Here is a 21646-nt window from a genome sequence, read left to right as displayed (position 1 = left end):
TGGCGCGCGCGTGGACACCCGCGGCGGGTCCGGAACGCGCTGCGCGGGCTGCCGCGGCAGGAACACCAGGCGCAGCGCATCCTCGGCCACGGCACGCGGCGGGGCCGACGGCGTGCCCCACAGCAGGCGTCCCAGCAAGGCCAGAATCATCGCCGTCGCCAGTGCCGCCCACAGCTGCAGCCATCGGTCTTGCGCAGGAAGGGGGGTCACGACGGTCGAGGATCCATGGGCAAGCGGCGAGGACGAATGTGGGGGACGGACCGGTACAGCGTGCCGCGAGTTCCGTTGCCGGCGCGTGCCGCCGCGCGCGGCAAGCGGCAACATGGCGTCACCGGCGCCCGCCCGGTGCACGCAAGGCCTTGTCGCGTCAGGGATTGCGTCGGTGCATGCGCAAAACGGCTAAGGTGACGCGCCCCGTCGGCGCGACAGCCGGCGTACAGCCAACGGGCACCGACGCCCACCCTACTGCAGGAGAACCGCATGATCCGACGCCTGGCCGCCGGCCTGCTCGGCGCCGCGCTGGCGCTGCCCGCACACGCCGCGCCCTCGCACCTGGACAGCGTCCTTCGCGATGGCGTGCTGCGCGTGTGCACCACCGGCGACTACGCGCCCTACAGCCGCCTGCGCCGCGACGGCACCTACGACGGCATCGACATCGCCCTGGCGCAATCGCTGGCCGAGAGCCTGGAGGTCAAGCTGCAATGGGTGCCCACGCGCTGGCCGACCCTGCTGCCGGACCTGCGCGCCGACCGCTGCGACATCGCCGTCGGCGGCATCTCGGTGTCGCTGCCGCGGCAGCGCCAGGCCTGGTTCAGTGCGGTGCTGGAGGTCGACGGCAAGATCCCGCTGGTGCGCTGCGCCGACCAGGCGCGCTACCGCACCATCGCCCAGATCGACCGGCCCGAAGTGCGGGTGATCGAACCGCGCGGCGGCACCAACGAGGCGTTCGCCCGCCGCGAACTGCCGCATGCGCAACTGATCCTGTCCGACGACAACCCCGCCATCTTCCGCGACCTGCGCGAGGGTCGTGCCGACGTGATGATCACCGACGCCTCCGAGGCGCGCTTCCAGCAGCGCCAGGTGCCCGGCCTGTGCGCGGTGGCGCCGGAGCAGCCGCTGCAGTACAGCGAGAAGGCGTTCCTGCTGCCGCGTGACGACATGGCCTGGAAGGCCTACGTCGACCAATGGCTGCACCTGAGCAAGGCCAGCGGCGCCTATGCGCGGATCGTGGCCGCGTGGTTGGGCGATCCGGAGACAACGCGCTAGGCCTCCCGCCTGCCCGCGCGCAGCCGCTATGCTGCCGCGGCCGGCGGCGTTCGCCCCGGCATGGGGACCAATAAGGAGAGAGCATGAGACTGCAATGGAAAACGCTCGCGCTGGTGAGCGTGATGTTGCTGGCCACCGGCTGCGCGACCAACAGCGTGGTGCACCAGAGCTACAAGGCGACCACCGCCGAAACCTACTGGTACCAGCTCACCGGCAACGACGACACCGATGCCGAGAGCCTGGCCATGTTCCGCCGTCAGCTCGACGCGCAACTGGACGCGGCGCACCTGCACGGCACGCAGGGCCAGGCCAATGCGCGCAAGATGACCATCGTCATCGATCACTACTACATGCGCAGCAACGGTGCGCGCTTCTGGGCCGGCATCATGGCCGGGCGCGACAAGATCAAGAGCCGCGTCACCGTCGCCGATGCCAACGGCAAGACCGCCGCGCAGTTCGACGTGGAATCGACCAACAGCACCGCCTGGGGCACCTCCGAAGGCCTGATCGAGCGCCACGCGCAGGAGATCGTCGCGCGGCTCAAGCAACTGCAGTAGTGCGTGCCGCCCGTGCAGGACCGCACCGGTCCTGCACGGGCGCCGAAGCGCACCAACGCGCTGCCTGCAGCACCTCGAATCGCTTGATCCGGCGACACGCAAGCCGGATGCGGCTTGCTCTGTAGGAGTCAAGTGTCATGCAGCCGCGACGCGCGATGTGGTGTGCGTTCCGATGGCGCAATGCGTCGGGACTGAAGTCCCTCCCACGGTGCACCCTGCGGGCTCGCCGCAAGCCCCTGTGGCAGCGACTTCAGTCGCGACGGAGCTTTCCCGGTAACGCGCGTAGCGGCTGACGCCGCCCTACGGGACGTGCCTCGGAGTGATGAGAGAGGGCCTTGGTCGATCAAGCAGCACGTCAAATGCGCAAGACGGCGCGCGCAGTGCCGGTACCGCTCAGCCGGCCAGGCCCAGCTGCTCGGCCAGATCGCTGCGTGGCGACCGCCCGTACAGCCGGCTGTATTCGCGACTGAACTGCGACGGGCTCTGGTAGCCGACGCGGTAGCCGGCCGCACCCACGTCCATGCGTTCGACCACCATCAGCCGCCGCGCCTCGCGCAGGCGCAACTGCTTCTGGTACTGCAGCGGCGTCATCGCCGCGACCGCGCTGAAATGGTGATGCAGCGAGGACACGCTCATGTTGACCTGGCGCGCCAGATCCTCGATCCGCAGCGGTTCGGCGTAGTGCTGGCGCAACCAGGCGATGGCCTTGGCGATGCGGTTGCTGGGGCTGTCCTCCTGGGCAATGCGCAGCAGGTTCGGCCCGCACGGCCCGACCAGCAGGCGATACAGGATCTCCTGCTCGATCAGCGGCGCCATCGCCGCGATGTCCGCCGGGCGTTCCAGCAACCGCAGCATGCGCAGCGTCGCGTCCAGCAGGTCCGGACAGGCGGTGTTGACCGAGACCCCGCGCGGGCGCTCGGCGCCCACCTGCGGCGGCAACGGAATGCGCTCGAGCAGTTCGCGCAGCCGGTCCGGCCGGATCGACATGCCCACGCCCAGCAGCGGCTGTTCCGGGCTGGCCTGGGTGATGCGCGAGACCACCGGCAGATCCAGCGTCACCAGCAGAAAGGTGCCCACGCCGTAGTGGTACTCCTCGTTGCCCAGGGTCAGGCATTTCTCGCCCTGCAGCACCAGCGCGAAGACGGGCCACTGCGCGGTGTGCGTCTTCGGCGACGGCGCGGAGCGGTAGGAACAGAAGAAGCCCTCGATGGCGGTCTCGTGGTCGCCATCGGGGACGGCCAATCGGGCAACCAGGGCGGCCATTTCCTGGTAGCGGTGGGCGAGCGCGGTCATCGGCAAGGGCGCCGTAGCGTGCGGAGGAGGAAGGCAAGCTTGCACGATGCTGCGCCGGCACGGACCACGGCGCGACGCGGCTTGCAGGATCGTACAAGAATTCCGTTGGATCGCGCTAACGCGCCCGCGGCGCGGGCCAGCATCCTGTGTCGGCCGGTTCCCGCACCGGCGCCGTCCCGGAACGCCCGCCCCCGCCCGCCTGTTCCGGCCGTTCGGCCCTGTCCCTTCCCCCATGCCCCTCGTCGCGCTGCCGCGTCGCCGCCAGCGTGCCATGCGGGCGACGCAGACCGCAGGAGAGACCGATGCATCCCCATACCGAAGCCCTGGAAATCGCCACCTTCCGCCTGCTCGACTGCACCTGGCGCACCTTCCTGCGCGCCAATGCCGAAGTCGATGCCTGGCTGCAGCGCCAGCCCGGCTTCCGCTCGCGGCGCGTTGCCCGCCGCCGCGACGGCAGCGTGGTCGACATGGTGCTGTGGGACAGCGTCGCGCACGGCACCGCGTCGGCACGACGGCTGATGCGCGAACTGCAGGGCGCGGCGATCCACGCCTTGATCGATCCGGACACGGTGTCGTGGGACATCGCCGCGGTGCAGCACGTCAGCGGCGAGGAAGGCGACACCGCGGAAGACGCCGCCGAGGCCGACAGCCTGGCGGCGTGACCTGCGCGGCCGGCGCCGCGCGCGGCTGGCTCAGACCCAGCCGCGCCGGCGGAACCAGGCCAGCGGCAACAGCATGCTCAGCGCGATCACGCCCAGCGCCCAGTAGTAGGCGTCGTGCCATTTCAGCTCGGGCATGTGCGCGAAGTTCATGCCCCAGATGCCGACCAGCACCGTCGGCGGGATGCCGACCACCGAGGCCACCGCCATCACCTTCATCACGTTGTTCTGGTCGACGTTGATCATGCCCAGCACGCTGTCGAGCAGGAACTCGAGGCGGTCGTCCAGGTGCTGCTCGAATTCGATCAGGGTGGCCAGATCCTTGTGCAGCAGGCCGATGCGCTTGGCCGCGTCTTCCCCGAACCAGTCCGGCGCCGCATCGTCCAGGTAGGTGGCCAGGCGCAGCAGGCCGTGGCCGGCGTTGTGCATGCCGCCCAGGCGCCGGCCCATGTCGCCGACGTCGTGCAGCATCCGCTCCAGGTGCCGCGACTTGTGCCGCGCATGCGGCTTGGCGAATGCCGCGCGCGTGGTCTCGGTGATCTGCGCCTCCAGCGCTTCCAGGCGGTCGGCCAGGCGCCCGACCAGTTCGTCGAGCAGGCGCAGCAGCAGGTCGTCGCTGCTGCGACAGGGGCTGTGCTGCAACTGCGCGGCCACCGCATCCAGCGAGGCCATCGGCTGCTCGCGCTGGGTCACCAGCACCCGCGGCGACACCGCGAAACCGAGCGGCGCGGTCGGCCCGTCCTCGTCCTGGAAGCGCGGCACGTTGAGGAACAGCACCTCGCCCTCCACCCGCACCCGGCTGCTGAACTCGATCTCGCCGATGGCCGCGCGCGTCGGCACCGCGAACCCGACCTTCTCGTCGACCTCGGCCAGCTCCGCCTCGCTCGGCCGGCACAGGTCCACCCAGCACACCGGCGTGTCGGAGGTACCGCCGAGGCGGTGGATGGTGATCATCGGGACAGGCTCGCGCAGGAAAGGCCGCGAGCATCCGTCAGCGCGCGCGGAGCGTCAACGCCGGCCGCGCGCACCGGTTCAGGCGCTGCGGCGCTTCAACGCGTAGCCCACGCCCAGCAGCAGGAACCACACCGGGCTGGCGAACAGCGCCTGGCGGGTGTCGGCCTGCAGGGTCAGCAGCGCCAGCACGAAGGCGAAGAACGCCAGGCACACGTAGCACATGACCACGCCGCCGGGCATCTTGAACGCGGAGGCCGCATGCAGCTGCGGGCGCTTGCGCCGGTAGGCGATGTAGGCGCAGAGGATCAGCGACCAGACGAACATGAACAGCACCGCGGCCAGGGTGGTGACCAGGGTGAAGGCGGTGACCAGGTTCGGGATCAGGTACATCAGCACGGTGCCGCCGAGCAGGCAGGCGCAGGAGAACAGCAGCCCGCGCGCCGGCACCGCCGCGCGCGAGAGCCGGGCGAAGCCGCGCGGCGCGTGGCGCTCCTCGGCCAGGCCGTAGAGCATGCGGCTGGTGGAGAAGATGCCGCTGTTGGCCGAGGACGTGGCCGAGGTCAGCACCACGAAGTTGATCAGGCTGGCCGCGGCCGGCACGCCGGCCAGCACGAACAGCTCCACGAACGGGCTCTTGCCCGGCACCACCTCGCGCCACGGCGTCACCGCCATGATCGCGACCAGCGCCAGCACGTAGAACACCAGGATGCGCACCGGGATCGAGTTGATCGCCTTGGGCAGGTTGCGGCGCGGGTCGGCGGTCTCGGCGGCGGTGGTGCCGACCAGTTCAATGCCCACGAAGGCGAACACCGCGATCTGGAAGCCGGCGAAGAACCCGCCCAGCCCCATCGGGAACATGCCGCCGTCGTTCCACAGGTTGGCCAGCGAGGCCACGTGCCCGGACGGCGACTGGAAGCCCCAGGCGACCAGCCCGGCGCCGGTGAGGATCAGCGCGCAGATCGCCACGATCTTGATCAGCGCGAACCAGAATTCCATCTCGCCGAACAGCTTCACCGTCACCAGGTTCAGCCCCAGCAGCAACAGCACGCACAGCATCGCCGGTATCCACGGCGCCAGTGTCGGGAACCAGAACTGCGCGTAGGCGGCGATCGCGATCACGTCGGCGATGGCGGTGATGATCCAGCAGAACCAGTAGGTCCAGCCGCAGAAGAACCCGGCCCAGGGCCCCAGCAGATCGGTGGAAAAGTCGATGAACGACTTGTACTCCAGGTTCGACAGCAGCAGTTCGCCCATCGCGCGCATCACGAAGAACAGCATCACGCCGATGATCAGGTACACGAACAGGATCGACGGCCCGGCCAGGCTGATGGTCTTGCCCGAGCCCATGAACAGGCCGGTGCCGATCGCTCCGCCGATCGCGATCAACTGCAGGTGGCGGTTGGACAGGCTGCGCTGCAGGTGGTCGGGCTGGGCGGACGGATCGGTCATGGGCGCAGGCCATCGCGAGGGATTAGCCTGCAAACATAGAAGATGGCGGCAGCGCGCGCCAGCCGCGCGTGCGCCGGGTGGCGCCCGCGACGGCACGGACGGCGCCGCATGCCGTCCGCGCCGCCGCGGGTGCCGTCGCTCAGGCCAGCGCGCCGCCCTGCCCGATCGCGACGAAGCTGAAATCGCGGTCGGACTGGTTGCCGCCGCCGTCGCCGGTCTTCAGCAGCACCTGGCCCGCATCCAGGCGGATGATCACCGCGTTGTCGCAGGTGCTGCCGTCGCCGGGATAGATCTGGGTGACCGAGACGCCATCCAGCGCCTGGAACGGCGGCTGGAAGCTCACCAGGTAATGCCCGGTGCTGACGTGCGCCACCGCGTACCCCGCGCCGTTGCGGACCGCACCGTCCGCGCCGACCACGCCTGCCACCACCCGCACACCCGCCGCGCCCGCATGGGCGGCGGCGTCGAGCAACTGCCCCATCGCATTGTTCGTCATGCCGTTCTCCGATCTTGATAAGGAAAGTCCGATGGCGCGGCAACCGCTGCGCTCCCTCGCGGCCACGCGCCGCTGCCCTGCCTCGTCCGTGAGCCGGCAGCATCGCCGCGCTGCGTGGGCGGCCGTATCGGCGATTTCCTGATCGGCGCCGGTGCGGCGACCGAGATCGGCTCAGGCGGCCGCGCTCACACCAGCTTGGTGCGCCGCCACCACCGCGTGACCTTCTCCTCGCGCACCAGGGTGAACAGCCCGGCGCCCAGGATCAGCGCGATGCCCACCGCCATCGGCCAGTCCAGGTGATCGTGGAAAAGCCAGTAGCCGAAGCCGATCGCCCACAGCATCTGGCTGTACTGGGTCGGCGCCACCGCGCTGATCGGCGCCGACCGCGAGGCGTACATCATGAAGATCGCGGCCAGGCCGGCGAGCAGGCCGTAGCCGGCCAGCAGGATCCATTGCTGCCAGGTGGGCCAGACGAAGGTCGGCAGCATCAGCAGGCCGCCCATCAGCAGCGGGCCGAGCACGCCGGCCCCGTACAGGGTCAGGCGCTTCTCGCCGGGCCCGGCCATGCGCAGGCTGATCACCGACACCGCCCCGACCAAGCCGCAGACGATCGCCGCGACATGGCCCTGGCCCAGGTGCCGGAATCCCGGGCGCAGCACCACCAGCACCCCGATGAAGCCGACGATCACCGCCAGCCAGCGCCGCCAGCGCACCTCCTCCTTGAGCAGCAGCACCGACAGCACGGTGACGAAGATCGGCATCAGGAAGATCAGCGCGAACGCCTCGGCCATCGGCAGCAGGGTGAAGGCAGTGACCGCGGACAGATTGCCGGCCGCGCCGGTGAACGCGCGCAGTAGCCAGATGCTCGGGCGTTGCGCCACCACCACCTCGCGCCAGCGATCGCCCGGCTTCTTCAGGAACGGCAGCGCGGCGAGCATCAGCAGCGCCCCGAAGAACACCACCTCGTAGGCCGGCAGCGACCCTTCCAACCCCTTCACGAAGGCGTCGCTGATCGAATAGGCGGCGTAACAGGCGAAACCGAGCAGCACACCCTTGAGCATCATGAGCCTCTTGCGATCGAACGGCGGCCCATGCCGGGCACACGGGAACTGGCGCCCATTATGCGGGGGGAACGGAAGCAGCGACCGCGCGAACCGTCCAAGACACAACAAATTCTTAAGCAATGCGTTGCTATAAGCCTCAGCGCAACCAAGGGTGCGCCCGCGGTTGCATCCAGGGAGCGGGAGTTGCCTCCGTGTCAGGACGACGCGAACCCAAGACCGCCTCGTCGGCCTCCCTGCTGCCTTGAACCCGATCGCAACGCGTCCGTTGCATGCAGCCAGAGACCGCCCGATGCCATCACTGCCACGTTGTCTGCCTTTCCTCCTTGCGGCAAGCCTGGTCGGCTGCCAACCGTCCGCGCAAACCACGCCGGCCGACCACGCCGCCAACGGCGGCACGGACTCGCCCTCCCCTGCTGCAGCGACAACCAAGGCGCCCGCTTCGCCGGCGGCGTCGCTTTCAGGGGAGGCATCCCTGCAACCCTTGCTCAAGCCGGGAGACCAGATCCTCGCCTTCAAACAGCACGACCTGACCGGCAACGGCGGGACCGATGCCGTCGCCATCGTCCGCCACGCCAATGCCGATGCATCAGGCAATACCTGCGAGCTGCTGGTCCTGCAACAGGCGAATGCGGCATGGAACGTGGCCGACCGTAGCCCGCAAGCGGTCGACTGCCTCTACAACGATGTGGCGCGCAACGCGAAACGCCTGGACGACAACCTGAGCCTGAAGCCGCAGGAAATCGTCTACGTCAACCAGCAGACGCGCAGCAATGTCACCTACACGTTGAAGTACGACCCGGCCAAGAAAGCCTGGTATCTGGCGGAAGCGAGCAGCACGGCACCTGCAGAGAATCCGCAGAGCGGCGCGATGGACGTCTTCCGCGGAACCGCCAGCTATCCGGCGGACTTCGCATGGACGCCGATCTCGCAGATCGATCCAGAAAAACTGCAGGACGCCATGGACAAGCACCGCGCCGTCGTCCAGTAATTGATTCCAAGGAGAGAACCATGCCCCGTTTCAACGAAAGCTCGGCACTGCTGCTCAAGACTGCGGTCGATTACGGCATCACCTCGCCGACGGAACTGGCCAACCTAATGGGAAACGCCGCCGTCGAAACCGGCCACTTTCGGCGCATGCACGAGAACCTGGGCTATACCTCGGCCGACAGCGTGATCGCCGCGGTCTCCTCGGCCGATGACCGCTTCACCCGCAAGCAGGTGGAGGACGCCGTCGCCAGCCGCGATCCGCAGCGCATTGCCACCGTGATGTACGAAAACCGCGCCGATCTCGGCAATACCGAACCCGGCGACGGCTGGCGGTTTCATGGCCGCGGCTATCTGCAGTACACCGGCCGCGACAACTACGAGCGCTACGGCCAGCGCTTCAATGTCGATCTCGCCAAGAACCCGGACCTGGCGGCCGAACCGCAGACGGCGGCCAATCTCGCGGTGGCTTATTGGCGGGATCGCGTGCCGGAGAACCTGCGCGACAACGCCCGTGCAGCGGGCCGCATCATCAATGGTGGCGACAACGGCGCCAACGAACGCGTGCAGGCCGCGAACCAATGGGCCCAGACCATCACGCCCGAGCTGGTCGCCGACATCCAGAGCGGCAAGGTCTCGCTGCAGCAGTTGGCCAGCATGGGTGGGGATGAGCGCAACCAGCAAACCCAGGCACTGCAGGAACAGTTGGCTGAGCTGGGCTACCATGGCGCCGACGGCAAGCCGTTGAAGCCGGATGGCGACTTCGGACGCAATACGCGCCATGCCCTGAAAGAGTTTCAGCGCGCGCATGGCCTGGATGACGATGCCGTCGTCGGGCGCGACACACGGACGGCCCTGGCCGAGGCCAAGCGTTCGCCGCTGGTCTCCGAAGCCACGCACGCCGACCATCCGTTCTTCAACGCGTTGCGCGAACGCATGCCCCGCGCCACCGACGCGCAAGTCGCGCACACCTTGCAAGCGGCCAAGGCCGAGGGCATCCAGGGCCCGCAGCAACTGCAGGCTGTCACGGTGCAGGACAAGGTTGCGTTCGTCGCCGGCAACACACCAGGATTTCGTACGCGTGTCGATCTGGACCAGGCGCCGACGCTGCAGGAAAGCACCCGCCAGGTGGATGCGCAGAATCAACAGCGCGATCAAGCATTGCAGCAGCCAGCCCCGCAGCAGGAACCTGCGCAGGCACGCGGTGGCATGGCGCATTGAGCGAAGCTGCCGCGTTGCTCGCGCAGCGCGCGGCACGTCGGTCCCGGTGGGATGTGCACCGGAGAGCAAAGCGCTTCTTCCGGAGTAGTACTTTGGTCCGGCGCCGCAATGCTGCCGATGCGTTTCGCACGTAGCGACGGCAACTGCGGCGCTTGCCCGTCGCAATCGTCCCCTCTCGGCGCTGCGTCGGTTACGATGCGCTCCCGCATCCGAGCCCCATGCCGCGCCCTGCCGCCGGCAGATCCCCCCGTGACCCGCTATTCCGGCCCCCTGCTGACCCGTCCGCTCGCCGCCGCATTGCTCGCCGCGCGCGATGCCGGCGCCGCCACCTGGTCCGGCTCGCTCGACCTGGAGCGCAGCCAGGGCCAGGCATTGCTCGGTGCCGACCGCTGGCAGTGGCAGGGCCGCGAGTATCAGTACCCGGGCAAGCTCAAGGACCGCACGCTGTACTACTGGGACGGCGAGGACTTCGCCGCGGTGTCGCGCTTCGGCGGTGCGCTGATCAAGCTGGTGCCGACCGAGTGGGGCGCGCCGACCTTCGAGATCGACGGCATCAAGATGCTGCCCAGCGCGCAGCTGTCGCCATTCGAGGACGCGCGGCGCAAGGTGGCGCTGGTGGAACCGCGCGGCAAGCAGGTGCTGGATACCTGCGGCGGCCTCGGCTATTTCGCGGCCTGCGCGCTGGAGGCCGGCGTGGCACGCCTGCACTCGTTCGAGAAGAACGCCGACGTGCTGTGGCTGCGCACGCTCAATCCGTGGTCGCCGGATCCGGCCGCCAGCGAGGGCCGCCTGCAGCTGAACCATGGCGATGTCGGCGCCGCCATCGGCGGCATCGCCGACGCGTCGATGGATGCGATCCTGCACGACCCGCCACGTTTCGGCATCGCCGGCGAACTCTACGCGCAAACCTTCTACGACCAACTCGCGCGGGTGCTGCGCCGCGGCGGCCGGCTGTTCCACTACACCGGCAGCCCGAACAAACTCACCAGCGGCCGCGACGTGCCGCGCGAGGTGGCCAGGCGCCTGGAGAAGGCCGGCTTCGCCGCGCAACTGGCGCTGGACGGGGTGCTGGCCACGCGCCGCTGAGGCGGCAGCGCGCCCAACGCGATATCAGATCGACGCGAGAATGTGCTCGCGCAACCAGCGATGCGCCGGATCGCGGTGAACGCGCTCGTGCCAGAGCATGGCCATTTCGTAGCCGGGCAGCTCCAGCGGTGGCGCGCACACCCGTAGACCGGGCTGGTCGCGCACCAGGCGCTCGGGCAGCATCGCCACCAGGTCGCTGCGCTGGAGCGCGGCAACGACGAACTGGAAGTGCGGCACCGACAGCACCACCCGGCGCTGCAGGCCACGCGCGCGCAAGGCCGCATCGGTGACGCCGCTGAAACCGCCACCATCGGGCGAGACGATGACGTGTTCGAGCGCGCAGAACTGCGCCAGACTCGGCCGTCGTCGCAACCGCGGATGGCCGGCCCGACCGACCAGCACGTAGTGTTCGGCGAACAGCGTGCGCCGGCGCAGGCCCGGCGGCGCGTCGGCGACGGTGTGCAGAGCCAGGTCGATCTGGCCCTGTTCGGCCTGCTGCGCGATCGACGGCGGCGACAGCTGCAGTACCGCCAGTTGGGTGCCCGGCGCCACCCGACGCAAGGCGGCGATCGCAGGCAGCAGCACGGTGGAGGCGCCGTAGTCGCTGGCCGCCACTCGCCACAGCGTCTGCGCGCGCGCCGGATCGAACGGCGCATGCGGTGCCACCGCCTGCTGCAGTGACTGCAAGGCCTCGCGCAACGGGACGCGCAGCGCGTCGGCGCGTGCGGTGGGGCGCATGCCGCGCGGCCCCGGCAGCAGCAGCGGATCGCCCAGTGCCTCGCGCAGTTTGGCCAGGTGCACGCTGACCGAGGGCTGCGACAGATGCAGGCGCGCCGCGGCGCGGGTCACGTTATGCGTGTCGAGCAACGTGTCCAGGGTCAGCAGCAGATTGAGGTCCAGGCGCCGCAGATCAACCATGGCAATAGCGACTATCAAGGCAATTCATTTCCACTATAGCGAAGCGCGACCTAGCGTGGAGACCTTCCCTCACCGAGAACCCGCATGAACGTGCTGCTGGTCTATGCCCATCCCGAACCCGCCTCGCTCAATGGGGCCCTCAAGCAGGTGGCGGTCCAACGCCTGCAGGCCGCAGGCCATCGCGTGCAGGTGTCGGACCTGTATGCAATGGACTGGAAAACCACCGTCGACGCGCAGGACAGCCTGGACGGCGCCGCGGACGCGCGCTTCGATCCTTCGCGCGACTCGCAGCGCGCCTTCGCCAGCGGCCGCCAGCGCTCGGACATCGCCGCCGAGCAGGACAAGCTGCGCTGGGCCGATGCGCTGCTGCTGCAGTTCCCGCTGTGGTGGTTCTCGATGCCGGCCATCCTCAAGGGCTGGGTGGACCGGGTGTATGCCTGCGGCTTCGCCTACGGCGTCGGCGAACACTCCGACACGCACTGGGGCGACCGTTACGGCGAAGGCACGCTGGCCGGCAAGCGCGCGATGCTGATCGTCACCGCCGGCGGCTGGGAATCGCACTACGCACCGCGCGGCATCAACGGGCCGATCGACGACCTGCTGTTCCCGATCCAGCACGGCATCCTGCATTACCCCGGCTTCGAGGTGCTGCCGCCGTTCGTGGTGTACCGCAGCGGACGCATGGATGCGGCGCGTTTCGCGCAGACCAGCGCGGCGCTGGGCGAACGGCTGGACACGCTGTTCAGTACCGCGCCGATCGCGTTCCGCAAGCAGAATGCAGGCGACTACGCGATCCCGGCACTGACGCTGCGGGAGGAATTCGCACCCGGCCGCAGCGGCTTCGGCATCCATGTGGCCGACGCGGACACGCAAGCGGCGGCGACCTCCGACCGCACAGTGTCGACGCCAGCGACGTAGGCGCGATGCCGACATCGCACCTGTAGGATGCAGGCGACCGCCACTCCGTTGGAAGCGCCGCGCCGATGTCCACCGCCCTCTTCGTCCGCCTGCTCGCCGTGTGCAGCGCCGCCTTGCTCGGCGCCTGCGCCACGCAGGCGCCACGCATGCCCGAGCGCACGCCCAGCGAGGTCAAGGCCGACATCGCCCGGCGCATCCCGGCCACGGTGCCCGATCGCCGCGGCTGGGCCGACGACGTCTACGTGGCCCTGGCCTCGCAGAGTCTGGGCACCAACGCCGAGAACATCTGTGCGGTGCTGGCGGTGATCGAACAGGAATCGACCTACCAGACCAATCCGCCGGTGCCGGGGCTGGGCAAGATCGCCCGGGCGGAACTGCAGCGGCGCGCGGCGGCGGTGCATGTGCCGGCGTTCGCGCTGGATGCAGCGCTGCAATTACGCGGGCCGGATGGACGCAGCTATGCCGAGCGCCTGGCCGCCGCGCGCACCGAACAGGATCTCAGCACCATCTTCGAGGACATCGCCGGCAGTGTGCCGCTGGGCCAGCGCCTGTTCGGCGACCTCAACCCGGTGCACACCGCCGGGCCGATGCAGGTGAGCATCGCCTTCGCGCAGGCGCACACCGACGGCTATCCGTATCCGCTGAGCGACGGCGTGCGCCACGCGGTGTTCACTCGCCGCGGCGGCATCTGGTTCGGCACCCGCCACCTGCTCGGCTACCCGAACGAAGCGGCGATGCTGTACCGCTTCGCCGACTTCAATGCCGGCTGGTACGCCAGCCGCAATGCCGCGTTCCAGGCCGCGCTGGCGCGCGCCAGCGGCCTCTCGCTCGCCCTCGATGGCGATCTGCTGACGCCCAGTGCCGAGCTCGACGCCCCCGGCGCCACCGAGCGCGCCGCACGCAGCCTGAGCACGCAACTGGGCATGGACGCGCGCACCATCCGCCGCGAACTGCAACGCGGCAGCGAGGCGGATTTCGCCGACGGCGCGCTGTATCGCCAGGTGTTCGCCCTGGCAGACCGCGATGCCGGCAAGCCACTGCCACGCGCGGTACTGCCGGGCATCGCCCTGGAAAGCCCGAAGATCACCCGCAAGCTCACCACCGCCTGGTTCGCGCAGCGCGTGGCCGAGCGTTGGCAGCGTTGCCTGGCAAGGTGATCGCCGCGACACGCTGATGGCAGCGCACTACTTCGGTTTGCGTAACGCCATCAGCGCCCAGCCCGTGGCGATGGCCAGCGCTAGCAACACGAGGCAGACCACGCTGTCCCACGCGATCGAGAACCAGTAGTGGCCTGGATCGGTCGCCAGCTGATAGATCCGTTTCGGCCCGGCTCTCGGTACGCCGATGTACACGCCGCTCTGCAGCGCTTTCGCCAGCAGGTACAGCTTCATCGCGGCGACCGCCACCATGACCGCCGCCATCAACGCCAACACCGGCCGTTCCAGACGCGCGACCAACCGCTGCAGGCGCGTGGGTGTCGGCATTGGCGGGGGCGGTCGTCGTTTGCGTTTGCCCATGGCCTCCTCGCCTGCACTGGGGACAGCATTCTAGAGCGCTGCCGGAGAATGCAGTCACAACGCACCACCGATGCAGCGCACCACACGGGCAAGATGTCTCGCCTGCGCCACCGCGCCTGCACTATTCCACGGCACGCTGCGCTTGCGCGCCGAGCAGGCCGATCCGGCGGAACCACACTTCCAGCGGCACCGTGACCAGCGGCGGCAGCGCCGCCAGCAGGCTCAACGCCCACGCCCACCAGGGCCAGCGCAACCGCAACGCCGCGAGCAGGCTGGCGACCACATACAGCAGGAACGCCACGCCATGCAGACGGCCGAACAGCCACACGCCCAGCTCGGTGGTCTGGGTGCCGTACTTGAGCAGCATGCCGAGCAACAGGCCGGCCCAGGTCAGGCCTTCGAACACGGCGGCAGCGGCGAACAGCCGGCCCACCGGCGACAACGGACGGGAAGGGGAAGAAGACAAGGACACACGCAACTCCAGTGACGGGGACGAGGCCGCGACGCGATGGCGGCGGCGACGCCCGCTGGCACCTGCATTGTAGAGCGTGTGCTTGCGCGTGGCGCACAGGCACGACGCGGGCACGGCGAGCGCGGCACAAGTAGACCCATCGCACCGATCCGTCATCGCGTGGCCGGCAATGCGCCGCAGCGCACCGCGGCAGTCCTCAGCGGCGCTGTTCCAGCACCGCCACGTCGTCCGGCGCCAGCTGCACCGTGTCGTTGCTCGGCGCCGGGCCGAGCAACGCGCGCATCGGCGCCGGCAGCCGCACGGTGTGTGCGGTGGCGCCGTGGTTGATCAGCACCACGATGCGGCGCGCGCCGTCGCTGCGCGCGCCCACTTCCACATCCTCCGGCACATCGGCCAGCGGCGCCTGCACCCCGGCGTCGCGCAACCAGTCGCCGGTGAGGCGATCCAGCGTGGCGTCGTCGAACCAGCCGCCGACATAGCTGATGCGGCCCTTGCCGACGCGCCGGGTCAGCAGTGCCGGCGCGCCGTCCAGCCAGCCGTTGGCCGCGCCGTAGCGCAGCGGCGCGGTGGTGTCGGCGGCAGTGGCCTGCAACTGTTCGGCCCAGATTTTGGCGCTGCCGTCGGCGCCCGCGCCGACCAGCGGGATCGGCTTGTCCAGCGCATAGAACTGCTCCACGCGGCCGCCAAGCAAGGTCGCGAGCGGGCCGGGCTGGCGCTGCGGATGCAGGCCGTTGTCGATGTTCTTCATGCCGCTGCGCGGCCCCAGCACCAGATGCCCGCCGTGTTCGACATAGGCCTTCAGCCGCTGCGCCTGCGCCTCGGTCAGCACGTTCAGCGCCGGCGCCACCACCAGCTTGTAGCGCTCCAGTGGCGCCATCGCCGAGACCACGTCGACCATCTGCGCCTTCTGCCGCAGCGGCCGGTAGAAGCTCTTCATCTGCACGACCGGATCGAAGTCGGCCGCGTGCTTCTGGAAGCCGATCGCCCAGCGGCTGTCGAAGTCGTTGATCAGCGCCACCTGCGCCTGCGGCGTGGTGCCGGCCAGCGCCGGACCGGCCTTGGCGAACTCCGCGCCGACCTGCTGGATCTCCGCATACACCGGCACCGGCGTGCCGTCGGCGCCGACCAGGGTGCCGTGATATTCCTCCTGGCCGTTGGGCGCAGCGCGCCACTGCCAGTACGACACCGCATCGGCGCCATGCGCCACCGCCTGCCACGCCATCGCGCGTACCTGGCCCTTGCGCAGCGCCACGTTGGTCGCGCGCCAGTTGACGAAGCCCGGCTGGGTTTCCATCACCCAGTAGTTGCGCTGCTTGTAGCCGCGGGTCAGATCGTGGCGTGCGGCGTTGTCGACCCAGTCGTAGCGCTCGCCGGCGACGTAGTCGTCCCAGGCGGCGATGTCGAGCACGTCGTGCACGGTGTAGGCGTCGAAACCGGCGAACCAGCCCATGGTATTGGTGGTGATGAACTGGCGCGGATCGGCATGCGGGCGGATTGCGTCGATCTGGTTGCGCGAATAGTCGGCCCAGGTGTCGCTGACGAAGCGCTTCCACTCCAGCAGCAGCGCCGGATTTTCCTCGTCCTCGCGCACCGGGATCTGCGCGAAGTCGCTGTAGGTCTGGCTCCAGTAGGCGGTGGCCCAACGCTGGTTGAGCGCCTCAATGCTGCCGTACTTGCGCTGCAGCCACGCGTGGAACTGCGCCTTGGCCTCGGGATCGAACGAGGACTGCGCGTACTCGTTGTCCAGTTGCCAGCCGACAACGTGCGGGTTGTGCCCGTAGCGCTGCGCCATCTGCTCGGCGATGGCATGCGCGAAGCGCCGGTAGCGTGCGCTGGCAAAGGAGAACTGCTGGCGGTTGCCGTGCTCGTCGCGCACGCCGTCCTGGCTGACCCGCAAGGTGTCCGGATAGGCTTGAGTCAACCACGCTGGCGGCGCCGCGGTCGGCGTGCCCAGCACCACCACCATGCCATGGCGCGCGGCAGCGGCGATGGCGCGGTCCATCCAGTCGAAGTCGTACTGTCCCTCGCGCGGCTCCATCCGGCTCCAGGCGAACTCGCCGATCCGCACCACGCGCACGTGCGCCGCCTGCATCAGCGCCAGATCGTGCTCCCACTGGGCCTCCGGCCACTGCTCCGGATACCAGGCCACGCCCAGCAACAGCGGCGCGACGTCGCGATAACGGGTGGCCTGCGCCTGCGCCAGCATCGGCAGGCAGAGCAGAATCGACAGCATCGCAGCGAACAGGGCAACGCCGCAGCGTTGCGGAACACGGAACAGTGGCATGCGCAACACCTTCGCAAGAGGAGACGCCGGCACGCCCCCTGCGCTGTGCCAGCGCCTGCATTGTGCGCAGTTTTGCCATGCGCGCACTTGTGCATCTTGCGGCGTTTGCGCGCGCAACTGCGCACAATCCGCACGCCGCACCTCACCGCGTAACGCATGATGCGCCAACGCTGCATCGCGCCATCCAGCGCGACCCGTGCACCGATGTGGACTGAGGACACCGTTGTGCTCGCGTTGCGCCACCGATCTCACTTGAACGCTTTGGACGACCGCGACATTGAAATGGTCATCTGCGCTGGCTAGCGTCACGCCTCCCCCACCGTTGGACACATCATGAAGACCCCTCGTTTGCTCGGCACCTTGCTCGCCGCAGCCGCCACGCTGTTCTCGGACGGCACCGCCCTGGCGCAGACCGTCACCGTGACCCCGAGCGAGGTCCACCAGACCATCCAGGGCTTCGGCGGCATGAACGGCGCCGGCTGGATCGCCGACCTCACCCCCGCCCAGGTCGACCTGGCGTTCGGCAGCGACACCGGGCAGATCGGCCTGTCGATCATGCGCATGCGCATCGATCCGTCCAGTTCCGGCTGGAGCCAACAGGTGCCGTCCGCGGTGCGGGCCCGCGCGCACGGCGCGGTGCTGCTGGCCACGCCGTGGTCGGCGCCGGCCTACATGAAGTCCAACAACAGCCTCAACAACGGCGGCAAGTTGCTACCGCAGTACTACGACGCCTACGCCAAGCACTTGCTGGACTTCACCACCTACATGGACAGCAAGGGCGCGCCGATCTACGCCCTGTCGCTGCAGAACGAGCCGGACTGGCATCCGGACTACGAGTCGGGCGACTGGAACGGCACCGACTTCCTCAACTTCATCAGTTCGCAGGGCGCGAAGTTCGGCAAGTTCAAGCTGCTCGCCGCCGAGTCGCTGGGCTTCAACACCGCGCTGACCGACCCGGTGCTCAACAGCAGCGCCGCCCAGTACCTGTCCATCGTCGGCGGGCACCTGTATGGCGTGCAGCCCAAGGACTATCCGCTGGCGCGCAGCAAGGGCAAGCAGCTGTGGATGACCGAGCACTACACCGACAACACCGACGGCAACGCCTGGCCGTCCGCGCTCGGCGTGGGCAGCGAACTGCACAACAGCATGCTGGCCAACTACAGCGGCTACATCTGGTGGTACATCCGCCGCAGCTACGGGCTGATCGCCGAGAACGGCACGGTGAGCAAGCGCGGCTACGTGATGTCGCAGTTCGCGCGCTTCGTACGTCCGGGTTCGGTGCGCATCGGCGCCACCGCCGCGCCGTATAACGACGTCGCCGTCAGCGCCTACAAGACCCCGAGCGGCAAGCTGGTCCTGGTGGCGGTCAACACCGGCACACAGCATCGGCAACTCACCGTGCGCGTGCCCACCGGCAGCGCCACCGCATTCACCAAGTACAGCACCTCGTCCACCCTCAACGTCGGCTACGGCGGCAAGTACAGCGTCGCCTCGGGCCAGACCGTGGTCTATATCGACCCGCAGAGCGTGGCGACGCTGGTCGGCGAGTGATCCGCAGGACGGACTGAGTAGGTCGGATCGACCCGCTGCAGTTTAGCGCTGCCGCGGGTTGGTTCTACCTGCTGCCTAGTTGCGTCGTCGCGGCGCCACGCCTTGAGCGTCGGCACCGAGACACGCGCCAGCGATCAGCCCAGCTTGGCCAGGAACGCCAGCAAGGCCTGATTGAACTCCTCGGCATGACTGGTGTTGCAGCCATGCGGCGCATCCCTCAGCAACACCACGTCGCTGCCGGCGATGGCGCGATGGGTGCGCTGGCCCGAGCCTTCGTACGGCACCGTGGCGTCGGCATCGCCGTGCAGCACCAGGGTCGGCACGTCGACCTTCTTGAGGTCCTCGCGGAAATCGGTGGTGCCGAACGCCTGCATGCAGCCCAGCGCCGCGGTCTGGTCGCTCTGCAGGCATAGCGCGATCGCCTCCTGGCGCTGCGCCTCGCTGACCTTCAGCGTGCCGTGGGCGCTGAAGAAGCCGCGGGTGAAGTCATCGAAGAAGGTCTCGCGCGAGGCCTTCAGCCCCTGCTCCATCTCCTGCGCCTGCTCCTTGCTCAGCGGTCCTTCCGGGTTGTCCTCGGTCTTGAGCATGTACGGCGGCACCGCGGAAGCGAACACCACGCCGGCAAGCTTGTCGGTGCCGTGCCGCGCCACGTAGCGCGCCACCTCACCACCGCCCATCGAGAAGCCGACCAGCACCGCCTCGCGCAGTTGCTTGTCTTCGATGATGCCGGCCAGGTCGTCGGCCAGGGTGTCGTACTCGTAGCCGTCGGCCGGCTTCTCGGAACGCCCGAAGCCGCGGCGATCGTAGGCGATGACCCGGTAGCCGGCCTGCTGCAGCGGCCCGACCTGGTCCTTCCACGCCTCGGCCGACAGCGGCCAACCGTGGATCAGGATCACCGGACGACCGGCACCGCCGGTATCTTCGACATGCAGACGGACGCGCGCGTTGGTAGCAGTCATGGGCAAGGCCTCGTGGTGGGGAGTCGCCGCAGCTTCCACGGTCGCATGTCCGGCCCGCGTGAGTGCCGTGTGTCCGAGCGTTTAACGCGGCGCGAGGGCGCTCAACCGATCCGCGGCAGGGCGCGGGTCAACTGCGCCAGCCCATCCCGCGCGATGCTGTGAAATGCCGCGGACACATGCACGTCCTCGATGACACGCTCCCAGAACGGCACCGCCATGCCGGCCGCCGCACGCCAGTCGTCGCGCTGGTCCGGTGTCGGCAACGGCAACACATAGGCGCGTTCTACCACCTCGCCGCTGGCCGCAGGACGGAACGCCATCGGCAACATGTCGTAGACCGGTGCCAAGGCAAGCGGCAAGACATCGCCCAGCATCAGGCCCGCGTTGCCCAGATGCATGTCGTTGTTGCCGATCAAGGCGCCGAACCAACCGCACACGCGCAGGCGCTGCGCATCTGCGTCGCTCAGCCAGCCTTCGCGCTGCAGTTGCGGTGCGAACGACCACCAGTCGATGCGCCCATGGCCGAAGTAGGCCGCATCCACCGCAGCCAACGAGACGAAGCCGCGCCGTCCCAGCACAGGGGTGCGGTCGAACCGCGTGGACTGCAGGAACACGCGACCGTCGCTCTCGAGCAGTTCGCTCTCGACAGCAGCGATGCCGTGCGCACGCAGGATGTCGCTGGCCAGGTGTTCACACCGCAGCAGGTCGCTCCAACGCTGCGCGGCCGGCGTGCCGGCACGCTCGCTGAACTTGACGATGACCGCCGTGTAGCCGCCTTCCGTGTGCAGGATTGCGGTGAACTTCGGTTGTTCGCCTCCTGCCGACGAGCCCACCGCCTCGCCACGTAAGACGGCATCGGCGCGCTGCGGATAATGCCGGGATCGCTGCGCCTTCTTCAGCGCATCAGCCGGCTGCAGGGCGGCCTGTTGCGCACGCTGCAAAGCGAACTCGCCCAGGACCAGGTCGCCGGGCTGATCGTCGCCATGCCGCAGCAACGACAGGACGACATCGTCAGGCTGCCAGCGCTGCAGATCCTGCGGCGCGCAGATGTCTTCGGCGACGCGCCGTGCGAAGGCACGGCCGAGGAAGCCTTGCGGGCGCTGATCGTCCAGGAACCACGGCAGCCCTGGGAACACGCCATCGGCGAATTCACCATGCACCAGAACCGGTCGCGCGTTCTGCGGAACGAACAGAAATCCATCGCCATGCATGGCATGGAGATCGCCAAGCGTCTCGGCGCGCCCGTCAGGACGCAGACGGAACAGGGGCCAGCGTCGGCCTGCCCGGTCCAATGTGCGGCTGAGCGCGTAGCGCGTGGCGCGCGCCTTGCCGATCCGCAGCACCTGATCGCCGGCAGCGCTGAGCAGACGCGAGACCGTCGGCTGGCTGATGCCGAACGCCGCTGCGATACCAGGCGCCGTCGCTGCCCCCTCATGGCGCAGAAAAGCAATCAGATCGCGTAGCCGGGCCTCGCTCATTCCCGGATTGAATAGATTTATGAATAGATAGTCAAGAGAACTAGACTTGTAAGCAGCTGGATTCTTTGGCTATTACCTCGAAATCGGTCTACTGGTGACTGCTTTTTTGAATAGATACTTGAAGCGACGGATGGCCAGCCTGCCGAACCTAAGGCGAGCGCCCTGCAGGCGCTCGCCTGACTGCCCGATCCGGCAGCAATGCAAGCGACGAGGCTACGTCCAGTTGTCGTTGCCGAAGTCGCCGTCGTCCTGGAAGTCCTGGCCCATGTCCTGCTGCGGCGTGTCGTCGTAGTAGTTGTTGGTGATGTTCTCGACCACCGTCTCCTGCGGCGCGCCGCCGCCGAACAGGCCGCCGCCGTGGTGGCTGCCCAGCAGGCTTTCCACGCCCTCGAACAGGAACATGCCGCCGGCCACGCCGGCCGCCGTGGTGGCCGCGGTGCTGAGGAAGCTGGGGCCACGCGCGACGGCCGGTGCCGGCGTCGGCTCCGCAGCCGCAGCGCCACCACCGAACCAGCGCTCG

22 protein-coding genes are annotated in these 21646 nt (G+C 68.7%); 9 read left to right on the top strand and 13 right to left on the bottom strand.

All coding sequences use genetic code 11. The features are described 5' to 3' along the window. Positions 1 to 210, bottom strand: a 210-nt coding sequence (locus D588_RS27805) for a hypothetical protein (RefSeq protein WP_157836445.1), incomplete at its 3' end; no start/stop codon positions are given. Between the two features lie 270 nt (positions 211 to 480). On the opposite strand from D588_RS27805, the gene D588_RS0109010 reads away from it, so the two are divergent. Both D588_RS0109010 and D588_RS0109005 read left to right on the top strand, forming a co-directional pair. Beyond that, positions 481 to 1266, top strand: a complete 786-nt coding sequence (locus D588_RS0109010) for a transporter substrate-binding domain-containing protein (RefSeq protein ID WP_017915738.1) — start codon at positions 481 to 483, stop codon at positions 1264 to 1266. Between the two features lie 83 nt (positions 1267 to 1349). After that, positions 1350 to 1823 carry a DUF4410 domain-containing protein gene (locus D588_RS0109005; protein ID WP_017915737.1) on the top strand — a complete coding sequence of 158 codons (474 nt, stop codon included), beginning with the start codon at positions 1350 to 1352 and terminating at the stop codon, positions 1821 to 1823. A 393-nt stretch (positions 1824 to 2216) separates the two neighbouring features. Here the strand turns inward: D588_RS0109005 and D588_RS0109000 are convergent, their stop codons facing one another. Then, a complete protein-coding gene (locus D588_RS0109000) occupies positions 2217 to 3116 on the bottom strand; it encodes an AraC family transcriptional regulator (protein ID WP_017915736.1) in 900 nt (299 codons plus the stop codon). Positions 3117 to 3418: 302 nt separating this feature from the next. Between D588_RS0109000 and D588_RS0108995 the strand changes: the two genes are divergently transcribed. Further along, positions 3419 to 3778 carry a hypothetical protein gene (locus tag D588_RS0108995; protein WP_017915735.1) on the top strand — a complete coding sequence of 120 codons (360 nt, stop codon included), beginning with the start codon at positions 3419 to 3421 and terminating at the stop codon, positions 3776 to 3778. A gap of 30 nt (positions 3779 to 3808) precedes the next feature. On the opposite strand, the gene D588_RS0108990 is transcribed toward D588_RS0108995, so the two are convergent. The 4 genes from D588_RS0108990 to D588_RS0108975 form a co-directional block, all read right to left on the bottom strand. Beyond that, positions 3809 to 4729, bottom strand: a complete 921-nt coding sequence (locus D588_RS0108990; protein ID WP_017915734.1) for a CorA family divalent cation transporter — start codon at positions 4727 to 4729, stop codon at positions 3809 to 3811. A 78-nt stretch (positions 4730 to 4807) separates the two neighbouring features. Beyond that, positions 4808 to 6178, bottom strand: coding sequence for a D-serine/D-alanine/glycine transporter (cycA, locus tag D588_RS0108985; RefSeq protein ID WP_010340292.1), 1371 nt, complete (start codon positions 6176 to 6178; stop codon positions 4808 to 4810). A gap of 139 nt (positions 6179 to 6317) precedes the next feature. Next, positions 6318 to 6674: a hypothetical protein gene (locus D588_RS0108980; protein ID WP_017915733.1), complete on the bottom strand. Its 357-nt coding sequence runs from the start codon at positions 6672 to 6674 to the stop codon at positions 6318 to 6320. A gap of 185 nt (positions 6675 to 6859) precedes the next feature. Further along, positions 6860 to 7735: a DMT family transporter gene (locus D588_RS0108975; RefSeq protein WP_026143535.1), complete on the bottom strand. Its 876-nt coding sequence runs from the start codon at positions 7733 to 7735 to the stop codon at positions 6860 to 6862. A 292-nt stretch (positions 7736 to 8027) separates the two neighbouring features. On the opposite strand from D588_RS0108975, the gene D588_RS0108970 reads away from it, so the two are divergent. From D588_RS0108970 to D588_RS0108955, 3 genes are all read left to right on the top strand, one after another. Then, a complete protein-coding gene (locus tag D588_RS0108970) occupies positions 8028 to 8726 on the top strand; it encodes a hypothetical protein (protein WP_232760272.1) in 699 nt (232 codons plus the stop codon). Further along, positions 8651 to 9943: a peptidoglycan-binding protein gene (locus D588_RS26110; protein WP_081613519.1), complete on the top strand. Its 1293-nt coding sequence runs from the start codon at positions 8651 to 8653 to the stop codon at positions 9941 to 9943. Before D588_RS0108970 ends, D588_RS26110 begins: the two co-directional genes overlap by 76 nt. 249 nt (positions 9944 to 10192) lie before the next feature. Further along, positions 10193 to 11029, top strand: coding sequence for an SAM-dependent methyltransferase (locus D588_RS0108955; RefSeq protein ID WP_017915730.1), 837 nt, complete (start codon positions 10193 to 10195; stop codon positions 11027 to 11029). Positions 11030 to 11053: 24 nt separating this feature from the next. Here D588_RS0108955 and D588_RS0108950 read toward each other — a convergent pair whose 3' ends face one another. Continuing rightward, on the bottom strand, positions 11054 to 11947 hold the full coding sequence (locus D588_RS0108950) for a LysR family transcriptional regulator (RefSeq protein ID WP_017915729.1): 894 nt from the start codon (positions 11945 to 11947) through the stop codon (positions 11054 to 11056). Positions 11948 to 12031: 84 nt separating this feature from the next. Here D588_RS0108950 and D588_RS0108945 point away from each other — a divergent pair, with 84 nt between their 5' ends. Both D588_RS0108945 and D588_RS0108940 read left to right on the top strand, forming a co-directional pair. Then, positions 12032 to 12865, top strand: coding sequence for an NAD(P)H-dependent oxidoreductase (locus tag D588_RS0108945; RefSeq protein ID WP_017915728.1), 834 nt, complete (start codon positions 12032 to 12034; stop codon positions 12863 to 12865). Between the two features lie 65 nt (positions 12866 to 12930). Further along, a complete protein-coding gene (locus D588_RS0108940; RefSeq protein WP_017915727.1) occupies positions 12931 to 14022 on the top strand; it encodes a DUF1615 domain-containing protein in 1092 nt (363 codons plus the stop codon). A gap of 27 nt (positions 14023 to 14049) precedes the next feature. On the opposite strand, the gene D588_RS0108935 is transcribed toward D588_RS0108940, so the two are convergent. The 3 genes from D588_RS0108935 to D588_RS0108925 all read right to left on the bottom strand — a co-directional run bounded on the left by D588_RS0108935 (position 14050) and on the right by D588_RS0108925 (position 17138). Continuing rightward, complete coding sequence (locus D588_RS0108935; RefSeq protein WP_026143534.1) at positions 14050 to 14349, bottom strand: hypothetical protein; 300 nt, start codon at positions 14347 to 14349, stop codon at positions 14050 to 14052. Positions 14350 to 14503: 154 nt separating this feature from the next. After that, positions 14504 to 14824 carry a DUF3817 domain-containing protein gene (locus D588_RS0108930; protein ID WP_017915725.1) on the bottom strand — a complete coding sequence of 107 codons (321 nt, stop codon included), beginning with the start codon at positions 14822 to 14824 and terminating at the stop codon, positions 14504 to 14506. Between the two features lie 226 nt (positions 14825 to 15050). Continuing rightward, positions 15051 to 17138, bottom strand: a complete 2088-nt coding sequence (locus tag D588_RS0108925) for a beta-galactosidase (protein WP_026143533.1) — start codon at positions 17136 to 17138, stop codon at positions 15051 to 15053. A 348-nt stretch (positions 17139 to 17486) separates the two neighbouring features. On the opposite strand from D588_RS0108925, the gene D588_RS0108915 reads away from it, so the two are divergent. Beyond that, positions 17487 to 18689: a glycoside hydrolase family 30 beta sandwich domain-containing protein gene (locus tag D588_RS0108915; protein WP_017915722.1), complete on the top strand. Its 1203-nt coding sequence runs from the start codon at positions 17487 to 17489 to the stop codon at positions 18687 to 18689. A 134-nt stretch (positions 18690 to 18823) separates the two neighbouring features. Here D588_RS0108915 and D588_RS0108910 read toward each other — a convergent pair whose 3' ends face one another. The 3 genes from D588_RS0108910 to D588_RS0108900 all read right to left on the bottom strand — a co-directional run. Beyond that, positions 18824 to 19648, bottom strand: coding sequence for an alpha/beta hydrolase (locus D588_RS0108910; RefSeq protein WP_017915721.1), 825 nt, complete (start codon positions 19646 to 19648; stop codon positions 18824 to 18826). A 101-nt stretch (positions 19649 to 19749) separates the two neighbouring features. Beyond that, the gene (yjjJ, locus tag D588_RS0108905; RefSeq protein WP_017915720.1) at positions 19750 to 21126 is read right to left on the bottom strand and encodes a type II toxin-antitoxin system HipA family toxin YjjJ; all 1377 of its coding nucleotides are present in this window, start codon (positions 21124 to 21126) and stop codon (positions 19750 to 19752) included. Between the two features lie 213 nt (positions 21127 to 21339). Then, on the bottom strand, positions 21340 to 21646 hold a 307-nt coding region (locus tag D588_RS0108900; protein ID WP_017915719.1), incomplete at its 5' end, for a DUF2076 family protein.

This window comes from Xanthomonas sp. SHU 308, from assembly GCF_000364645.1.
In the GTDB taxonomy this organism is placed as follows: Bacteria; Pseudomonadota; Gammaproteobacteria; order Xanthomonadales; family Xanthomonadaceae; genus Xanthomonas_A; species Xanthomonas_A sontii.
The sequence above is the reverse complement of the archived record's forward strand: the minus strand, read 5'-3'. Positions and strand labels throughout refer to the sequence as shown.